General features: G+C 67.5%; 18 protein-coding genes and 2 pseudogenes. 10 read left to right on the top strand and 10 right to left on the bottom strand.

The window, feature by feature from the left end; translation table 11 throughout:
• Genes ASE67_RS07215 through flgB form a run of 8 tightly spaced genes read right to left on the bottom strand, consistent with a single transcriptional unit; the run spans window position 1 to window position 6,149 of the window.
• A complete protein-coding gene (locus ASE67_RS07215; protein ID WP_055758478.1) occupies window positions 1-1,092 on the bottom strand; it encodes a flagellar basal body P-ring protein FlgI in 1,092 nt (363 codons plus the stop codon).
• An 8-nt stretch (window positions 1,093-1,100) separates the two neighbouring features.
• On the bottom strand, window positions 1,101-1,790 hold the full coding sequence (locus ASE67_RS07210; protein ID WP_082456995.1) for a flagellar basal body L-ring protein FlgH: 690 nt from the start codon (window positions 1,788-1,790) through the stop codon (window positions 1,101-1,103).
• Window positions 1,771-2,559, bottom strand: a complete 789-nt coding sequence (gene flgG / locus ASE67_RS07205; RefSeq protein WP_055758475.1) for a flagellar basal-body rod protein FlgG — start codon at window positions 2,557-2,559, stop codon at window positions 1,771-1,773. The genes ASE67_RS07210 and flgG overlap by 20 nt, the downstream gene beginning before the upstream one ends.
• A gap of 12 nt (window positions 2,560-2,571) precedes the next feature.
• On the bottom strand, window positions 2,572-3,324 hold the full coding sequence (locus tag ASE67_RS07200) for a flagellar basal body rod protein FlgF (RefSeq protein ID WP_055758472.1): 753 nt from the start codon (window positions 3,322-3,324) through the stop codon (window positions 2,572-2,574).
• A 57-nt stretch (window positions 3,325-3,381) separates the two neighbouring features.
• The gene (locus ASE67_RS07195) at window positions 3,382-4,668 is read right to left on the bottom strand and encodes a flagellar hook protein FlgE (RefSeq protein WP_055758470.1); all 1,287 of its coding nucleotides are present in this window, start codon (window positions 4,666-4,668) and stop codon (window positions 3,382-3,384) included.
• Window positions 4,669-4,709: 41 nt separating this feature from the next.
• Window positions 4,710-5,384 (bottom strand): flagellar hook assembly protein FlgD, encoded by a 675-nt coding sequence (locus ASE67_RS07190; RefSeq protein WP_055758466.1) that lies wholly within the window; start codon window positions 5,382-5,384, stop codon window positions 4,710-4,712.
• A 2-nt stretch (window positions 5,385-5,386) separates the two neighbouring features.
• Complete coding sequence (flgC, locus tag ASE67_RS07185; protein WP_082456994.1) at window positions 5,387-5,794, bottom strand: flagellar basal body rod protein FlgC; 408 nt, start codon at window positions 5,792-5,794, stop codon at window positions 5,387-5,389.
• Between the two features lie 4 nt (window positions 5,795-5,798).
• Window positions 5,799-6,149: a flagellar basal body rod protein FlgB gene (gene flgB / locus ASE67_RS07180; RefSeq protein WP_055758458.1), complete on the bottom strand. Its 351-nt coding sequence runs from the start codon at window positions 6,147-6,149 to the stop codon at window positions 5,799-5,801.
• A 191-nt stretch (window positions 6,150-6,340) separates the two neighbouring features.
• Here flgB and ASE67_RS07175 point away from each other — a divergent pair, with 191 nt between their 5' ends.
• The 8 genes from ASE67_RS07175 to ASE67_RS07140 all read left to right on the top strand — a co-directional run bounded on the left by ASE67_RS07175 (window position 6,341) and on the right by ASE67_RS07140 (window position 12,627).
• Window positions 6,341-6,994: a motility protein A gene (locus ASE67_RS07175; RefSeq protein WP_055758454.1), complete on the top strand. Its 654-nt coding sequence runs from the start codon at window positions 6,341-6,343 to the stop codon at window positions 6,992-6,994.
• Window positions 6,995-6,996: 2 nt separating this feature from the next.
• Window positions 6,997-7,539, top strand: a complete 543-nt coding sequence (locus ASE67_RS07170; protein ID WP_235511825.1) for a flagellar motor protein MotB — start codon at window positions 6,997-6,999, stop codon at window positions 7,537-7,539.
• On the top strand, window positions 7,536-8,069 hold the full coding sequence (locus ASE67_RS07165; protein WP_055758448.1) for a hypothetical protein: 534 nt from the start codon (window positions 7,536-7,538) through the stop codon (window positions 8,067-8,069). Before ASE67_RS07170 ends, ASE67_RS07165 begins: the two co-directional genes overlap by 4 nt.
• 93 nt (window positions 8,070-8,162) lie before the next feature.
• A complete protein-coding gene (flgM, locus tag ASE67_RS07160; protein ID WP_055758444.1) occupies window positions 8,163-8,471 on the top strand; it encodes a flagellar biosynthesis anti-sigma factor FlgM in 309 nt (102 codons plus the stop codon).
• Window positions 8,458-8,796 carry a hypothetical protein gene (locus tag ASE67_RS07155; protein ID WP_055758441.1) on the top strand — a complete coding sequence of 113 codons (339 nt, stop codon included), beginning with the start codon at window positions 8,458-8,460 and terminating at the stop codon, window positions 8,794-8,796. The genes flgM and ASE67_RS07155 overlap by 14 nt, the downstream gene beginning before the upstream one ends.
• Before the next feature lie 80 nt (window positions 8,797-8,876).
• Window positions 8,877-9,785 carry a hypothetical protein gene (locus ASE67_RS07150; protein WP_055758438.1) on the top strand — a complete coding sequence of 303 codons (909 nt, stop codon included), beginning with the start codon at window positions 8,877-8,879 and terminating at the stop codon, window positions 9,783-9,785.
• Window positions 9,785-11,884: a flagellar biosynthesis protein FlhA gene (gene flhA / locus ASE67_RS07145; RefSeq protein ID WP_200922190.1), complete on the top strand. Its 2,100-nt coding sequence runs from the start codon at window positions 9,785-9,787 to the stop codon at window positions 11,882-11,884. Before ASE67_RS07150 ends, flhA begins: the two co-directional genes overlap by 1 nt.
• Window positions 11,881-12,627 carry a sigma-70 family RNA polymerase sigma factor gene (locus tag ASE67_RS07140; protein ID WP_055758435.1) on the top strand — a complete coding sequence of 249 codons (747 nt, stop codon included), beginning with the start codon at window positions 11,881-11,883 and terminating at the stop codon, window positions 12,625-12,627. The genes flhA and ASE67_RS07140 overlap by 4 nt, the downstream gene beginning before the upstream one ends.
• A 527-nt stretch (window positions 12,628-13,154) precedes the next feature.
• Here the strand turns inward: ASE67_RS07140 and ASE67_RS18565 are convergent.
• Together ASE67_RS18565 and ASE67_RS18560 are read right to left on the bottom strand one after the other, a co-directional pair.
• Window positions 13,155-13,406: pseudogene (locus tag ASE67_RS18565) on the bottom strand (flagellin); the annotation flags it as partial.
• Window positions 13,407-14,255: 849 nt separating this feature from the next.
• Window positions 14,256-15,137, bottom strand: a pseudogene (locus ASE67_RS18560) (flagellin N-terminal helical domain-containing protein); the annotation flags it as partial.
• 245 nt (window positions 15,138-15,382) lie between these two features.
• On the opposite strand from ASE67_RS18560, the gene ASE67_RS07130 reads away from it, so the two are divergent.
• Complete coding sequence (locus ASE67_RS07130; RefSeq protein WP_055759283.1) at window positions 15,383-16,675, top strand: sigma 54-interacting transcriptional regulator; 1,293 nt, start codon at window positions 15,383-15,385, stop codon at window positions 16,673-16,675.
• Window positions 16,672-17,037 (top strand): flagellar hook-basal body complex protein FliE, encoded by a 366-nt coding sequence (fliE, locus tag ASE67_RS07125; protein ID WP_055758429.1) that lies wholly within the window; start codon window positions 16,672-16,674, stop codon window positions 17,035-17,037. The genes ASE67_RS07130 and fliE overlap by 4 nt, the downstream gene beginning before the upstream one ends.

The following is a 17,037-nucleotide window of genomic DNA, read 5'->3' as shown; positions in this document are numbered from 1 at the left end:
TCACAGGACCACCAGCTCGGCCTTGAGCGCACCCGATTCCTTCAGCGCCTCGAGGATCGCGACCAGATCGGCGGGCGACGCCCCGATCGCGTTGATCGCCTTCACCACATCGGCCAGCTTGGGGCCGGGATCGAGCAGGAACATCGGCTTGACCTCCTGCTCGACGGTCACGCCGCTCTTCTGTTCGACGGCGGTCTGGCCCTGGCTCAAGGGGGCAGGCTGGCTGATGCGCTGGTTCTCGTCGATCTTCACGGTCAGTTTGCCGTGCGTCACGGCCGAGGGCGACACGCGCACCGCCGAATTGATGACGACCGTGCCGGTGCGGGCGTTGACGATGACGCGCGCCGCCGTCTCGGCCGGCTGCACCGGCAGGTTCTCGACCTCGCTCATCAGCATCGAGCGGGTATCGGCCCCCGGTGCCGCGCGCATCGCCACCGACACCGCGTCGATCGCGGTCGCGGTGCCGGCACCGAAGCGGCGGTTGATCGCGCCTGCGACATTCTGCGCCGTGGTAAAATCGGCCTGCGCCAGATTGAAGGTCAGCGTGGGCGCGGTGGCAAAGCCGGTGTCGACCGTGCGCTCGACCGTCGCCCCGTCGGGAATGCGGCCGGCCGAGGGAATGTTGACCACGATCTTCGAGCCATCGGCACCTTCCGCCCCGAGGCCGCCGACCGCCAGGTTGCCCTGCGCCATCGCATAGATCTGTCCGTCGGCACCCATCAGCGGGGTCATCACCAGCGCACCGCCACGGAGCGACTTCGCCTTGCCCATCGAAGCGACGGTGACGTCGATCCGCTGGCCGGGCTTGGCAAAGGCGGGCAGTTCGGCGGTGATCATCACCACCGCCGCGTTCTTCAAGCCGGGATTGATACCCTGCGGCAGCTGCAGCCCCATGCGCGACGTGATCGCCTTCACCGACTGCACGGTATATTCCAGATTGTCGTCGCCGGTGCCGGGCAGGCCGACGACGATGCCGTAGCCGGTCAGCTGGTTGGACCGGATGCCCTGGAAACGGCCGAGGTCCTTGACCCGCTCCGCAGCAGCGGGCTGGATCATCAGGAGGGCGGCGAAGATGGCGAGCAGCAGGCGCATGGGCGGTCCTAGAACGGGCTGACGACCTGGAAGAAGCGGCTGAGCCACCCCTGCCGGCTGGCGCGGGCGACATCGCCCTTGCCGGTGTAGGAAATGCGGGCATCGGCGACGCGGGTCGACGGCACGCGGTTGTTGGCATCGACATCGGCGACGCGCACGATGCCCTTGATCGCGACGAATTCGTCGCCGCGATTGAGCGTCACCTGCTTGCGCCCCTGCACCAGCATCGTGCCGTTGGGATAGACTTCGGCGACGGTCACCGACAGCTCACCCGACAGCGCGTTGGTCTGATCCGCCGTGCCCGTACCGCCGAAATTGCGCTTGCCCGATGCCGACGCGATGTTCGGATCGAACGACAGCGGCCCGACCGACGGCGGGGTGATGCCGAAGCCGCCGCCGCTGTCCAGCTTGGACCCGGCCGACTTCGACGCACTGGTGCGTTCGACCAGCACGATGGTCAGCGGGTCGCCGACCTTCTTGGCACGCCAGCCCTCGTACAGCGCGGCATAGCCCTGATCGACCTGGAAGATCGCGCCGGTCGCGACGACCGGGGTCATCGGCGGCGCCGGGCGCGATGCCGAATAATCCTCGGGCGGCAATTTCCTGCCGAACAGCGGGCGGGCGGTTGCCGGCATTGCCGCCAGCACGACCGCGGCGAGCGCGAGGCCGCGCGCGGCGTCAGATGTTCTGGTTGACATATTTCAGCATTTCATCGGTGGCCGAGATCATCTTGGAATTGACCTCATAGGCGCGTTGCGTCTCGATCATGTCGACGAGTTCCTCAACGACGTTGACGTTCGATCCTTCCAGCATCCCCTGCCGGATGCGGGCGCGGCCATCGAGGCCGGCAACGCCGGTCTGCGCGGCACCCGATGCGCCGGTTTCGATCAGGAAATTGTCGCCGACCGGTTGCAGCCCCGCCGAATTGGCGAAGGTCGACACCTGGATCTGGCCGATCGGGGTCGCTTCGGTCTGGTTCGGGATGGTCGCGCTGACCGTGCCGTCGCCGCCGATGGTGATCGAGGTCGCCCCTTCCGGCAGGGTGATGCCGGGCATCACCTGATAGCCTTCGGTCGTGACCAGCATCCCCTGCGGCGACCGGCTGAAATTGCCGGCGCGGGTATAGCCCAGCTGCCCGCCGGGCAGCTGCACCTGGAAATAGCCATCACCTTCCAGCGCGACGTCCAGCGTGTTGCCGGTCGACGACAACGACCCCTGCGTCTGGATGCTGGCGGTCCCCTGCACCTTCACGCCGGTGCCGAGGTTCAATCCCGTGGCGTAGCGCGATTCGGCGGTCGAGGCGGCACCCTGCGCGGTGACGATCTGGTAGCTCAGCGCCTCGAACGAGGCACGGTCGCGCTTGAACCCGGTCGTGTTGACGTTCGCCAGGTTGTTCGAGATGACACGCATCCGCGTGTCCTGCGCGTCCAGCCCGGTGCGGGCGATGTGGAGTGCGGCATTGGCCATCGTGTCTTCCCCTTAACTCTGGACGCGCATCAGGTTGGCGGAGGATTCATCCATCTCCTTCGCCTGCTTCAGCATGCCCGCCTGCACTTCGTAGGACCGCTGGTTCTCGATCATGTCGACCAGCGCCTGCGTCATGTTGACGTTCGATTGTTCGAGCGCGCCCGAGCGCACCTTGGCGGTCATGTCGCCGGGCAGGACGCCGCCGCCGCGCACATGCAGCAGGTTGTCGATGCCCTTGACCGTCTGGCTGCCGGCGGTGCTCGCCAGCTTGATCTGTCCGATTTCCTGGTCCGGCGTGCCCGGCGCCGCGCCCTGCGGCACGATCATCACCCGGCCGTCGGCGGTGATGGAGATCGACTGGTAGGGCGGCACGGTGATCGGCCCGGCGGCACCCATGACCGGCAAGCGATCGCCGGTCTCCAGCGTGCCGGCGGCAGAAACCTGCAGGTCGCCGCGCCGGCTATAGGCTTCGGTGCCGTCGAGGCCCTGCACCGCCATCCAGCTGTCGCCCTCCATCGCGATGTCGAGCGGGCGGCCGGTGGCGAGGATCGCGCCGGCCCGGCGATCCATGTCGCGCACCTCTTCGGAAGAAGGCGAGCGGGTTTCGAGTTCGCCGTTCTTGCCCTTCAGCAACAGCTGCTCGAAATCCACCTTGTCCGCGCGATACCCGATCGTCGAGGCGTTCGCGATGTTGTTCGCGATCGTCGCCTGCGACGCCATGTGGCCGCGCATCCCCGACATTGCGGTGTAGACCAGCCGGTCCATCGAAACCTCCCAAGTATGACCCTCGCTACACAGCAAGGGTCATGCCAGTTTCATGCCTTACGCCCGCAGGTCGAGGATCGACCGCGTGATCTGGTTCGAGGTATCGAGCGCCTTCGAGTTCGCCTGGAAATTGCGCTGCGCGGCGATCAGGCTGACCAGTTCCTCGGTAATGTCGACGTTCGACCCTTCGATCATGCCCGACATCAGCGAACCCGCGCCGTTCTCACCCGAGCTGGCGAAGCTGGGATCGCCCGACAGGCCGGTCGCCTGCCAATTGCTGTTGCCCATCTGACGCAAGCCGGCCGAGTTCGAGAAGTTGACGATCGCGACCTGGCCCAGCGCCTTGGTATCGCCGTTCGAATAGCTGGCGGTGACGATGCCCTTTTCGTTGATCGTCACGCCCTGCAACCGGCCGACGGCGATGCCGTCCTGCCCCTGCGTGAACTTGAACGGCTTGGTGGTCGCCGCCGACGTGGTGGGAATGTTCAGCGTGATCTGCTGCTGCGCGACGCCGCTGGCCGGCATGAACGAATTGAACGTCGCGGCAACGGCGGTGGTGAGCTTGCCGGTATTGTCGAACTGGACCGGCACGGCCTGCGCGGCGGGGCTGCCGGTGGTCAGCGGCTGATCGCCGACGAAGCTATAGGCTTCCCAAGTGCTCGACAAATCCTCGGCGGCCGGCGGCGTGGTGACCACCGGCGCGGTCGTGCGCTTCAGATAGGTGGTCATCGTCATCGGATTGCCCGCGCCGTCATAGACGGTGGTGGCGATCGATTCATTGTAGCTGGTCGAATCGAACCGGTCGAACTTTGCGGTATCGGGTACGACCGAGCGGGCGTTCATGTTCAGATCGAGCGACACGTTGTTCGTGCCCGCCGGCTTGCCCGACGTGCTCGCGAGCACGAGGTCGGTCAGCGACGCGCGGGTCGTGGCGACGACGTTGCCCGAACCGTCGACCGGATAGACCTGCAGCCGCGCGCCCTGCGCATCGGTCACGAACTGGTTCGCATCGACGCGCAGCGACCCGTTGCGGGTAAAGGTCAGGCCGTCCTTGGTCGGGTCCTGCTTGAGCGCCAGGAACCCGTCACCGGCGATCGCGATATCGAGCGACGACGACGACTGGACTAGGTTGCCTTCGCCGAACTGCTGGCGGTTGCCCTTCACCACGGTACCCGACCCGACCATCTGCGTCGGTGCGACGGCCAGGTTCGATGCGATCACGTCGGCGAATTCGGCGCGGCTCTTCTTGAAGCCGGTCGTACCGACGTTGGCGAGGTTGTGCGAGATCGACGCCATGTCGACCTGCGAGGCCTTCAGACCGGATAGCGAAGTATAGAAGGACATGCGGGTTGCTCCTGCGAAAATTCAGATGAAGAGGGTGGAAATCAGGCGATCTTGCGAACGGTGTCGGCCAGCACCTGCTCGCCGCTGGTGAGCGTGAGCATCGGCTTGCCGCCATTGGGCATGACGGAGGATACCCCCGCCCAGGCGAGGTTGCGGGCCTTCACCACCTGTCCGCCGGCATCGGTCGCCGCGACACTGATGGTGTAGGGACCGGCGCCGGCGGCGGTGCCCGCATCGGTCTTTCCGTCCCACTGGTAATCAACCAGGCCGGCGGGCTGCGCGCCCAGCGACACCGCGCGGGCAAGGTTGCCTTCGGCGTCGCGGATCTCGACCTTCACCTGCGCGGCGTCCTTGTCGAGTTCGACCGCGCCGGTCACATTGCCCTTGCTGTCGGCGGTCGCGGTGGCGCCATCGGTCAGCACCGCCTTCCCGATCCACGACACCGCGTCGCTCGTCCCGCTGCCGGCCAGCCGGTTCGCCAGCGTCTTGAGCGTCGAGGTCATTTCGGTGATGCCCGACAGCGACGACATCTGCGCCATCTGCCCGACCATCTGGGTATTGTCGGTCGGGTTGAACGGGTCCTGATATTGCAGCTGTGCGGTCATCAGGCGCAGGAAATCGTCCTGCCCCAGCGAGCGCTGGCCGAGCTTTGCCTTGGCCGAGGCGTCGCTGGCGCCCTTGACCGTCGGAATATTCTGGATGGCGGTGGTGGTCATGATCAGCGTCCCAGCCGGAGCGTTTCGGTGATGAGCGACTTGGCGGTCGACATCACCTCGACATTGTTCTGATAGGTGCGGGCGGCATCGAGCATGTCGACCAGCTCGCGCGGTTCATCGACGGCGGCTTCCCACACATTCCCCTCGCCATCGGCCAGCGGGTTGCCGGGATCGTGGCGCTTGGACGGTGCCTCGCCCGCCGTCACCACCTGTGCCGCGTCGACCGTGGCAAGGCCGCTCGCCGCGTCGAAGCTGGTGCGGAACACCGGCTTCATCGTGCGATAGGCGCCCGCCTCGGTCGTCGACACCGCCCCGGCATTGGCCAGGTTCGAAGCGGTGGTGTTCATCCGGATCAGCTGCGCCGACATGGCGCGGCCCGATACTTCGAAGATGCTCATGGGTGCGGGCATGGGCTTATTCCCCCTTCAGCGCGCGGGTGATGGTGGAGATGCGGCCGTTCAGGAACGCCAGCGTCGTCTGATACGCCACGGCGTTCTCGGCAAAGGCGGTCTGTTCGGTGACCAGTTCGACGGTGTTGCCGTCGAGCGAGGGCTGGAGCGGCCGGCGATAGAGCGTGTTGCTGTCGATCGAGCGGTCGACATTGCCGCCCTGCTCGACGCCGGCCAGCGCCGCGCGGAAGTCGACATCCTTGGCCTTGAACCCCGGCGTCGAGGCATTGGCGATGTTCGATGCGAGCATGCCCATGCGCTGCGCCCGCACCTGCAGCGCGGTGCCGTGTATCCCGAACAGAGCATTGTCGGCCATCGGACGATCCCAAAGTCGGCGCGCCGGATGCGCGTCACACGGGATCACAGCAAAGGGCGTGCCAATTTCACGCCAGCGCCGCCGCCGATCTGCAAATCGGCCACGTTGCCGCCCGCCACCGGCAAACGGCAACCGCAGCCGGCAATCGCTTGCCGCCGCAAAACTGGCACCGTGTTTGCAGGGAAGCGGGCATGGATGCTTCCGCGCTCGCCCCCTATGCCGATCCGGTCGCCGCCGCCTTCGTGGTCGGCGGCACCGTGTTCGCGCTGCTGATCCGCACGCCGCCGGGCGACCTGGGTCGCGCGATCCGCGCACTTGCCGTTATCGGCCGACGCCCCTTTTCGGCCGGCGACGGACTGACCCAGATCGCCGCGCTGGGCCGTATCGCCAAAAATCACGGCGTGATGTCGCTCGACCGGTCGCGGATCGCCGATCCCGACATTGCCGACGCCATCGCCGCGATCGTCGACGGCACCGGGCCGGAGGGGGTGGCCGCGACACTGCGCCATCGCAACGAATCCCGCGCCGAACGCCACCTTGCCGCCGCCGACATGTGGGCCGCTGTCGCCGAACTGGCGCCGGCGCTGGGCATGGTCGGCACGCTGGTCGGGCTGGTTCGGATGTTCATGGCGATGACCGATCCGACCGCAATCGGGCAGGCGATGGCGATCGCGCTGCTGTCGACGCTCTACGGCGCGGTGCTGGCCGCGCTGGTCGGCATGCCGATCGCCGGCCGGCTGCGTCGGCTGGCCCGTGCCGAAGCATTTGAACGTGCCCGGTTCGAGGCACCTTTGGTCGCGCTCGCCAAGCGGGAGCGCCCACAATTCCGGGAGGCCGCAGAATGAGAATGAACCGTTTCGATACCGCCCCCGGTCGCCCGCTGTGGCTGACCACCCTTGCCGACCTGTCGCTGTTGCTGGTCGGGTTCTTCGTGTTCCTGCAGGCAGCACAGGCGGTCGACAAGCGCGCACTGACCGCCGGTATCCGGGCCGGGTTCGATGCCCAGCCGATCCCGATGACGGTCGACCGCGCGGTGATCGACGGCTTTGCCGCCGGCTCCGCCGCCCTGCCCGCCGGCACCGCGAGCAGCGTCGATTTCGTCCGTGGCGCGGCGGCCGACCGGCGTATCGCCGTCACGCTGACCGGCGGCACCGATGGTGACGTCGACCCCGCGACCGGCAGCGCCGCGATCCTCGCCACCGACCGGGCGCGTGCCGTTGCCGCGCTGCTGGTCCGCGAAGGTGCCGCGACGCCCGCACAGATCGCCTTCGCACCGCCCGGCACCGGCGGGCGCGGCGTGTTCATCGACCTGGGCTTTGCCGGTGAGCGGCAAGCCGTTGCCGACCGGCAAGCCCCGCTTGCCGCCCCTGCCGATGGAGCAGAGAAATGATCCGTTACAGCCTGTTCGCCGCACTGCTGCTCGCCGCCCCCGCGGCGGTCGCGCAGACATTCCAGTCGACCGCGCAGCTCGACGAGGCGGTGGTGCAGTTCACCGGGGCCAGCATCGGCATGGACGGCGGCGCGCAGATGCCGGTCGATCCCCGGCTGAAGCTGGCGCGTTGTCCGATGCCACAATTCGGCTGGCTGTCCGACCGGCAGGACGCGGTGGTCATCAGCTGCATGGCGCCGACGTGGAAAGTCTATGTGCCCGTCCGCCGCCTGACCCGCGTGGCGCCCGAACGCCCCGCCGCGGCTCCGGCAGCGGTCGTCGCCGCCAAGCCCGAACCGGTCATCCGCCGCGGCGACCCGATCATGGTGGAGGCCGGCGCCCCCGGCTTTTCGATCACCCGCGACGGCGTGGCGATGGGCGATGCGCCGGTGGGGGGTCGGTTGATGGTGAAGATCGACCCGGCCAAGCCGCCGATCCAGGCGATCGCGCTGGAATCGGGCCGGGCCGCGCTGCCGGGCTTCACCGGCTGATTCCCGAAAAAATAATCTCCCAGTAATTTTTGCTAAAGAAGTTCGGGATGCCGCCGTTTCTCCTCATGTCAGCAGTTCGCAAAGGACGGGGACATGGTGGATTCTGTCGGATCAAGGCTGGTTTCGTCGATCGGTGGGCGCGGTGTCGCGCGTACCGACGGGCAGACACGCACCGAAACGCCACAGGCGCCACAGGATGCGACGCCCGCCAAGAGCGGCGTATCGTTGCTGGCGAGCGGGACCACCGCCCAGGCGATGTCGTCGTCGCCACCGGTCGATACCGACCGGGTAGCGACGATCCGCAAGGCGATTTCGGAGGGCCGCTTCCCCTTGTCGCCCGCCACCATCGCCGACCGGCTCATCGCCCTGAAACTCGATTGGAACAGCAATGAACCGGCGTGATGCGCTGATCCAGATCATCGACAGCCTGCACGCCGAGATCGCGGCCCTGCAGACCAACGATGTGACCGCGCTGGAAACCGCCACGGCAATGAAGCTGAAGGGGATCGAGGCGGTTGCCGCCAATGACGACCTGCCGCTCGACGCCGAGCTGGAAACGCTGGCACGCGAGGCGCAGCGGCTGAACGAGACCGCGCGCATCTACGTCAACCTGATGGCGGCCAATGTCCGCCGGCGGATCGACCAGCTGGCCGGCGGCGGATTGCCGGCATACCGGCCAGGCATTGCCGCCTCGCCGCAGCGCATGGCCGCAGCGGCGTATCGCTGAACGCGCCACCGCGACGAATCCCGAACTGGCACGACGCTTGCTGTGCTCCCTCCTGAACAGGGGAAGCAGAGCATAGCCCGATGAGTGTCGTTCCGGTAGAATCCCGATCCTATGTCCACAGCGCGATCGCGAAGGCGAGCGCGCGGACGGGTGTCGATTTCAATTTCCTGCTGGGCCAGGCACAGGTCGAAAGCGGCCTGCAGACCAACGCACGCGCCGGCACCTCGACCGCGACCGGCCTCTACCAGTTCGTCGAGCAGAGCTGGCTGGGCGTGGTGAAGGCGCATGGTGCCGAGCACGGCATGGGCTGGGCCGCCGACAGCATCCGCCAAGGCAGCAACGGCCGCTATTATGTCGCCGACCCGGCCACGCGCCGCGCGATCCTCCAACTGCGCAGCGACCCGCAGGCATCGTCGCTGATGGCCGCCGAACATGCCGCCGACAACAAGACCGCGCTGGAGAGTGCGCTGGGCCGCAGCGCGACCGGCGCCGACCTCTACATGGCGCATTTCCTGGGGCTGGGCGGTGCGCGCCATTTCCTGACGTCGATGCAGAGCAATCCCGATCGGTCGGCGGCGGACATGTTCCCCGCCGCGGCCCGCGCCAACCGCTCGATCTTCTACGGTGCCGGCGGCCAGCCGCGCTCGCTCGCCGAAATCTACGACAAGATGGCGACGAAGCTGGATCGCGGGGCGAAGGCCGGCGGCGGCAGTGGGGTCGACATGACCGACATGCAGGGCGGCTTCCCGGTCAACCGGATGCAGCCCGCCGTCATGATGAACGGCTTCGACGGCGACGTCATCATGGGGAACGAGGCGCAGGGCGGCGACGCGGCGTGGCTGACCACCACCCTCGCCAATCTGAACGTCGTGCGCAGCCGTGGCGGCGACGCGGCGGCTACCCCCACGCAAATGGCCTCGCTCTATCGCCCGACCCCTGAATCGGCGCGGCTCGCCTATTCGATCCTCGCCAATCTGGGTAACGCATGATGCAGGCGATCCTGAGCAATCCCAAGAGCATCCTGCCCGCGCTGCGCGGGTCGGCGCTGCCCGGTGCCATCCTGCTGCTCGTGCTGCTGATGGTCGTGCCGATCCCGGCGTTCATGCTCGACATCTTCTTCGTCATGAACATCATGATCTCGATCGCGGTGTTGATGGTCGCGCTCAACGCGCAAAAGCCGCTCGACTTTTCCGCCTTTCCGACCGTGCTGCTGTTCGCGACGCTGTTCCGCCTCGGCCTGAACGTCGCATCGACCCGCGTCGTGCTGGTCCACGGCCATGAGGGCGAAGCGGCGGCGGGCCATGTCATCGAGGCGTTCGGCACCTTCCTGATCGGCGGCGACTATGTCGTCGGTCTCTTCGTCTTCTCGATCCTGATCATCATCAACATGATCGTGGTGACCAAGGGCGCGGGTCGCGTGTCCGAAGTGTCGGCGCGCTTCACCCTCGACGCCCTGCCCGGCAAGCAGATGGCGATCGACGCCGACCTGAACGCCGGCCTGATCACCCCCGACGAAGCCCGCAACAAGCGCATCGAGACCGGCGCCGAAGCCGATTTCTATGGCGCGATGGACGGTTCGTCGAAGTTCGTGAAGGGCGATGCGGTCGCCGGCCTGCTGATCCTCGCGATCAATATCGTCGGTGGCCTGATCCTGGGCGTCGTCAGCCACCAGATGGCGGTCGGACAGGCGGCACAGACCTATGTGCTGCTGGCGATCGGCGACGCGCTGGTCGCGCAGGTCCCTTCGCTGCTGCTGTCGATCGCCGCCGCCGCCATCGTGACCCGCGTCACCTCCACCTCGCAACAGGATCTGGCCGGACAGATCGGCAGCCAGTTCGCGTCGCACCGCACCTGGGCACCGGTCGCCGGTATCCTGGGGCTGCTGGCGATGCTGCCAGGGATGCCGTTCCTGGTGCTGGCACCCGCCGCCGGCATCGCCGGCTTCGCATCGTGGAAGCTCGCCAAGCAGAAGAACGCCCCCCCGCCCCCGCCGCCGGTCGAGGCACTGCCCGAAGCCGCCGACCTGTCGAAGATCGGCTGGGAGGAAGTGGCCGACACCTGCCACATCATGCTCGACATCGGATACGGCCTCGTGCCGCTGGTCGACGAGCGCAAAGGCGCGCCGCTGATGAGCCGGATCACCGGCGTTCGCCGCCAGCTGTCCAAGGAACTGGGCTTCGTCGTGCCGCAGGTGAAGGTGCGCGACGACATCAACCTCGCCCCGTACACCTATCGCATCTCGATCGGCGGCGTGGTCGTCGGCGAGGACATGGCGTCGGCGACCGAGATGCTGGCGCTAGACACCGGCCAGGCGGTCGGCGGGCTGCTGCACGGCAAGACCGCGAAGGACCCGACCTTCGGCCTCGACGCGATCTGGATCCAGCCGGGCGATGCCGATGCCGCGACCGGCGCGGGCTATCTGGTGGTCGATGCCGGAACCGTGATCGCCACCCATCTGAACCACGTCCTGACCGTCAACGCGACCGAGCTGCTGGGCCCGGACGAGGTACAGTCGCTGCTCGATGGCCTCAAAGACCGCGCCGCCAACCTGGTCGCGGCGCTGTGCCCGAACCCGCTGTCGCTGACCACGCTGACGCAGGTGCTGCGTGCGCTGCTGGCCGAGAATATCACGCTCAAGGAATTCCGCCGTATCGCCGCCGCCATCGTCGTGGTCGCGCAGCGGACGCAGGATGCCGACGAGATCGTCGAGCTGATCCGGCCGGAGCTGGGCGCGCTCATCATCCAGAAGCTGTGCGGCGTGCGCGAGCCGCTGCGGGTCATGACCCTCGAAGGGCAGCTGGAAGCGCTGCTGGGGCAGGCGATGCGCAATGACCCGAGCCGCCGCCATGCGATCGAGCCGGACCTCGGCCGCCGCATCGTCGACGCGCTGACCCATGCCGCGCAGCCGCTGATGGCCGAGGCCAAGCCGTTCGCGCTGGTCGTGCAGCCGTCGATCCGCGTCGCGATCCGCAAGCTCGTGAAAACCTGCCTGCCCGACACCCCGGTCATGAGCTTCTTCGAAGTTCCCGAGGACAAGGCAGTCGAAGTCGTCGCCGTCATCGGTGCCCCGGAGGCCATCCCAGCATGAACGCCCCCTTCTTTCCCCAGCCCGAGCTGAGCGTCCCGGTCTATACCCGGACGGCGAGGCCGAACGACGGCGATGCGATCGTCCGCCGCCATCTGCCGCTGGTCCGTCGCATCGCGTGGCACGTCCATGGCCATATGAGCACGATGGTCGATGTCGAGGATCTGGTGCAGGTCGGGCTGGTCGCCTTGGTCGAGGCGGTGCCGATGTTCGAGGACCGGGGGACGGTCACGTTCGAGCAGTATCTGGCCACCCGGCTGCGCGGGGCGATGATCGACGAGCTGCGCCGGCAGGCGACGATCAGCCGGGGCGCGATGAAGCGGCGGCGCGACTATGCGAAGGCGGTATCGACCCTGACGGTCGAACTGGGCCGCGCGCCGGTGCCGGCCGAGATCGCCGACCGGCTGGGCGTGCCGCTGGGGCGGTTGCGGGTCGACTATGCCGATGTCCAGTCAGTGCAGTTCGATTCGATCGACGACGTCTATACCGACGAAGCACCGTGGTTCATGGACGACGGCCCCGACGCGTTCGAGGCGCTGGCCGAAGGGCAGTTGCGCGAGACCCTGATCGCCGCGATCGGCGCGCTGCCCGAACGCGAGGCACAGGTGATCCAGCTCTATTATGTCGAGGAACTGAACCTCGAGGAAATCGGGCAGGTGCTGGGCGTCGGCGCGGCGCGTATCTGCCAGATCAAGAAGGCGGCGCATGAGAAGCTGAAAAAGGCGCTGGCGCGGGCGACCGGATAGGTTTCGGTTTGTTATCAGGTACTTGGGCGGGGTCGGACAGGGAGTCTGGCCCCGTTTTTGCGTCCAAAGTTCACAAAGTTCACACTCGTGCGCTGTTTGCGCGCGCGGTGTGGTGGGACGTTGAGTGGGCGGCGGCGATAGGAAAGAGCGGGTTACGGAGGTTAGCGTAGCGGGCAGGTTGTAGGAAAGTGGCGGTTCGCCCTACTCCACCTCGGCGTACCCCGGCGGAGGCCGGGGCCCAGGGTTGTGGGCGGCTGCCGTTGTGTTTGGGACTCTGGGTCCCCGCCTGCGCGGGGATCCTGGGGGTGTGGTGGGATACGCCCCCCCCTCCACCATGCTGCGCATGGTCCCCCTCCCCGCGCAGCGGGGAGGATCTTGGGTGTGCGCTATATATAGAGTCTGCGCACAGACATCGGAAACGCCGAAACCCCCGGTGACCGTATCGGGTCACCGGGGGCTGGTCCCGTCGCCGGGAGTTCCGCCGCCACCGCCTTCATCAAGGGGGAGCGGCGGCGGCGGAGCCGGGATTAGCCGAGCAGCTTCAGCACGCCCTGCTGCGACTGGTTCGCCTGGGCGAGCATCGCGGTCGACGCCTGGCCGAGGATCTGCGCCTTGGCGAGCGCCGTCGATTCCGCCGAGAAGTCGGTGTCTTCGATGCGGCTGCGCGCTTCCTGCAGGTTCGACGAGGTGGTCGTCAGGTTGTTGACGGTAACCTGCAGACGGTTCTGGACCGCACCGAGGTCGCCGCGGATCGACGAAACCTTGTCGAGCGCCTTATCGATGGCGTTCATCGCCACCGCGGCATTCGCCTGGGTCGAGACGTTCAGCGCGCCGCCGACCGTATCGGCCGAACCGCCCTGTGCCGACACGCCGACCTTGGCGAGCGAGGTGTCCGAACCTTCGACACGGATTTCCGCACCGGTGTCCGACTTCAGCTCGACACGACCGCGCAGGGTCAGGCCGGTGCCGATCGCACCCGTCGAGCCGCCGCCGTCATCGCCCTTCATGCCGATGACCATGCCCGCCGAGGTACCGCCGGTGCCGTCCTTCAGCGTGATGTCGTTGCCGGTCGACGAGGTGAGGATCAGGTTGCCCTTGTCATCGCTCGACGCGACCAGGCCGCTGATGCCGGCATCGTTGATGTTCTTCACCACGTCCGACATCGACATGCCGGTCGTGCCGTCGGAGTCGCTGAGCGTCACGGTCGAACCGTTGATGACCAGCGTGTTGGCAGCGACGATCTTCGACGAGTCGAGCGACACGGTCGCCTTCGTCGTCGCAGTCGCGGTGACACCCGACTTGTCGCTGACGGCGTTGATCGCGGCGGCCTTCGATGCGGCCGATGCGTCGTTCGATGCACCGACGGCGACGCCGTTGATCTTCACGTCGTCGGTGACGGCAAGCGCGGTCGCACCGACGGCCGAACCCTTCACGCCTTCATTGGCGGTGGTTTCGTTCAGGCCGAGCGCGGTCAGGCTGGCGGCGGAGCCGGTCGCGCTGCGCTTGATGTCGATCGCTTCGCCGGTCGAGCTCTGGAGCGCGACGAAGCCGCCATAGGTGCCGGCGGTGAAGCCGGCCTTGCCCGATGCCGTGCCGCCGATGGTGATCGACTTGCCGGTGTCGTTCGACAGGACGATCTTGCCTTCGTTGTCGAGCTGCGCGGTCACGCCGCCCACGTCGCGGTTGATCTTGTCGACCAGTTCCTGGCCATTGGCGCCGGTGATGTCGACGCCCGTGCCGCTGCCGACGGCGATCGTCAGGCTGCCGGTCGCGGTGATGCCGCCGGCCGAGATCGGGCCGCCCGACAGGGTGTTGTATGCCTTGGCCGACACGCCGGTCTGGCCGGTGTTGGCGTTGATGCTGGCGGCGGTCGTTTCCGCGTCGGCGGCGGTCAGGGCGGTGCCGAGGGCATTCTTGCCGTTCAGCTGCACGTCGCCGACGGCGACGGTCGCGGTGTCGATACGGCCGGTGGTCGCCTGGCCTTCGACGCGGTAGCCGTTCAGGCCGAGCGCGGTCGCCGAGGTGCTGGTGAGGCTGACCGAGGTGGTCTGGCCGGCCTGCGAACCGGTCTGCAGCGTTACGGCCTTCACCGTGCCGTCGAGCAGGTTGATGCCGTTGAAGTTGGTCTTGTTCGCGATGTCGTTGATCTGCGCGGTCAGCTGACCGACTTCCGACTGGAGCGACTTGCGTTCCGCCGAACCCAGCGTGCCGTTCGCGGCCTGGCCGGCGAGTTCCTTCATGCGCTGCAGCATGTTGGTGACTTCGCCCAGCGCGCCTTCGGCGGTCTGCGCCATCGAGATGCCGTCATTGGCGTTGCGCGCGGCGACGGCCATCGTCTTGATCTGGCTGGTCATGCGGCTGGCGATGGCGAGGCCGGCGGCGTCGTCCTTGGCCGAATTGATACGCTTGCCGGTCGACAGGCGCTCCATCGAGGCCTTCAGGGCGTCGTTGGCGGCGGACGAGGCGTTGGCGGCGCGGAGCGATCCGATGTTGGATCCGATGACGGTCATTGGGTGTGTCCTCCAGTGTGACTTCCAGCGCCCCGCGTCCCCCCTTGAAACGATCGGGATCGAAGCTGCTGCCCGGAGAAACGGCACGCATCGGGCGGTATTAAGCAAAAAAGTTCCGCCCCTCCCCCGGCCCTCGCGCGCGTACGAGGGCGTACGCGGAGTACAGAGCCGAATCGGGGCGGATTTTACCGGCCGTTAACCATTTGCCGGCAAAAGGGTGCCGTTCAGGGGGAATGTCCGAAACGATGCGCTCGATCTATCCATCCGCTGCCGTGCTCGGCGCCAAGTTCACGCTGGTTTCGTCGCTGCGCGCGCAGGGCTTCGCCCTTGCCAATGCCGGACAGAAGCCGGGGCCGAACGACGTGTTCCTGGTGATGGAGGGCGAAGTGCCGCCGATCGCGGCACGCACGCTGGTCCTGGCCGACGGCCCCGCATCGGCGACCCCGTTCGAAGGGGGCCGCCCGGCCCGCCTGTCCTATTCCCATGCCGACACCGAGCTGGCCCATGCCTTTGCCGCGGCGCTGCTGTGCGGCCGGCACGAGGCGGTCGCCGCCGATCCGGAAAGCCTGGCACTACAGGCACTCGCCCGCCGGGTCGCCGCCGCCGACATCACCGTGCTGGTGAACGGCCCGACCGGCACCGGCAAGGAAGTGCTGGCCCGCACCATCCACGCCGAGAGCGCGCGCGCCGATGGCCCGTTCATCGCAATCAACTGCGCCGCGCTCCCCGAAACCATGCTGGAAGCGATGCTGTTCGGCCATGTGAAGGGCGCGTTCACCGGCGCCGGCGCGGCGGGCGAAGGCTTTTTCCGCGCGGCGCATGGCGGCACGCTGCTGCTCGACGAGATCGCGGAAATGCCGCTGCCGCTGCAGGCCAAGCTGCTGCGCGTGTTGCAGGAGCGTGAGGTCGTGCCGATCGGCGCGACCCAGGCCGAGGCGATCGACGTCCGCGTCGTCGCCTGCGCCAATCGCGATTTGCAGGACGAGGTGGCCGCCGGCCGCTTCCGCGCCGATCTGTATTACCGCCTCAGCGTCTTTCCGCTCAGCACCCGCGCACTGGCCGACCGGCCGGGCGATGTCGCGGCGCTCGCCGCCGCGATGGTCGTGCGCCACGCGGGCATGCGGGGCACGTTGCCGTGGATTTCGGACGAGGCGCTGGCGCTGCTCGGCCGCCACGACTGGCCGGGCAATGCCCGCGAGCTGGAGAATGTGATCCAGCGTGCGCTGTTGCTGGGCATGGGCGACCGCATCGAGGCGCACGACATCGTGTTCGACCGGGCGAGCGCCGCCAACGTCGCCGCGACTGCCAGCGCGCCCCGCGCGGTGGAGCCGGTGGCGGCGACGCTGACCAACATCGTGCAGATCCACGAGTTCGCGGCGATCCGCCGCACGCTGGAGGAATGCGGCGGCAACCGGATCGAAACCGCCCGGCGGCTGGGGATTTCGGAGCGTACGCTGCGCTACCGCCTTGCCAAGGCGCGTGAGGCCGGCGAGCTGCTGGTCGCACCTGCCGCACAATCGATGGCGGCGTCGGCATGAGCGGCGTGGGCGGTGTCGGCGGCGCGATGGGAGTCGACCGGGTGATGCAGCTTCGTGCGCAGATCCTCGAACGGAACCAGGCCCTGTCGAAGGCGAACGCGCAGGTCGCGACCGCCCCGGTGCCGGCCGAACCGGCGAAGCCGACCAGCTTCGTCGAGGCGATGGGCGACGCGCTGAAGGGCGTGAACGCGCAGCAGAACAAGGCGAGCGAATTGTCGGCGATGTACGAACGCGGCGAGACCGTGGACATCGCGAAGGTGATGATGGCGCGCCAGCAGGCATCGGTCGGCTTCGAAGCCACGATGCAGGTCAGGAACAAACTCTTGTCCGCCTACAAGGACATCATGAGCATGCCGGTCTGA

It is taken from the genome of Sphingomonas sp. Leaf23 (assembly GCF_001421585.1).
Taxonomy (GTDB): domain Bacteria; phylum Pseudomonadota; class Alphaproteobacteria; order Sphingomonadales; family Sphingomonadaceae; genus Sphingomonas.
Note: the sequence above shows the minus strand (reverse complement) of the source record. Positions and strands in the feature narration are given on the sequence as shown.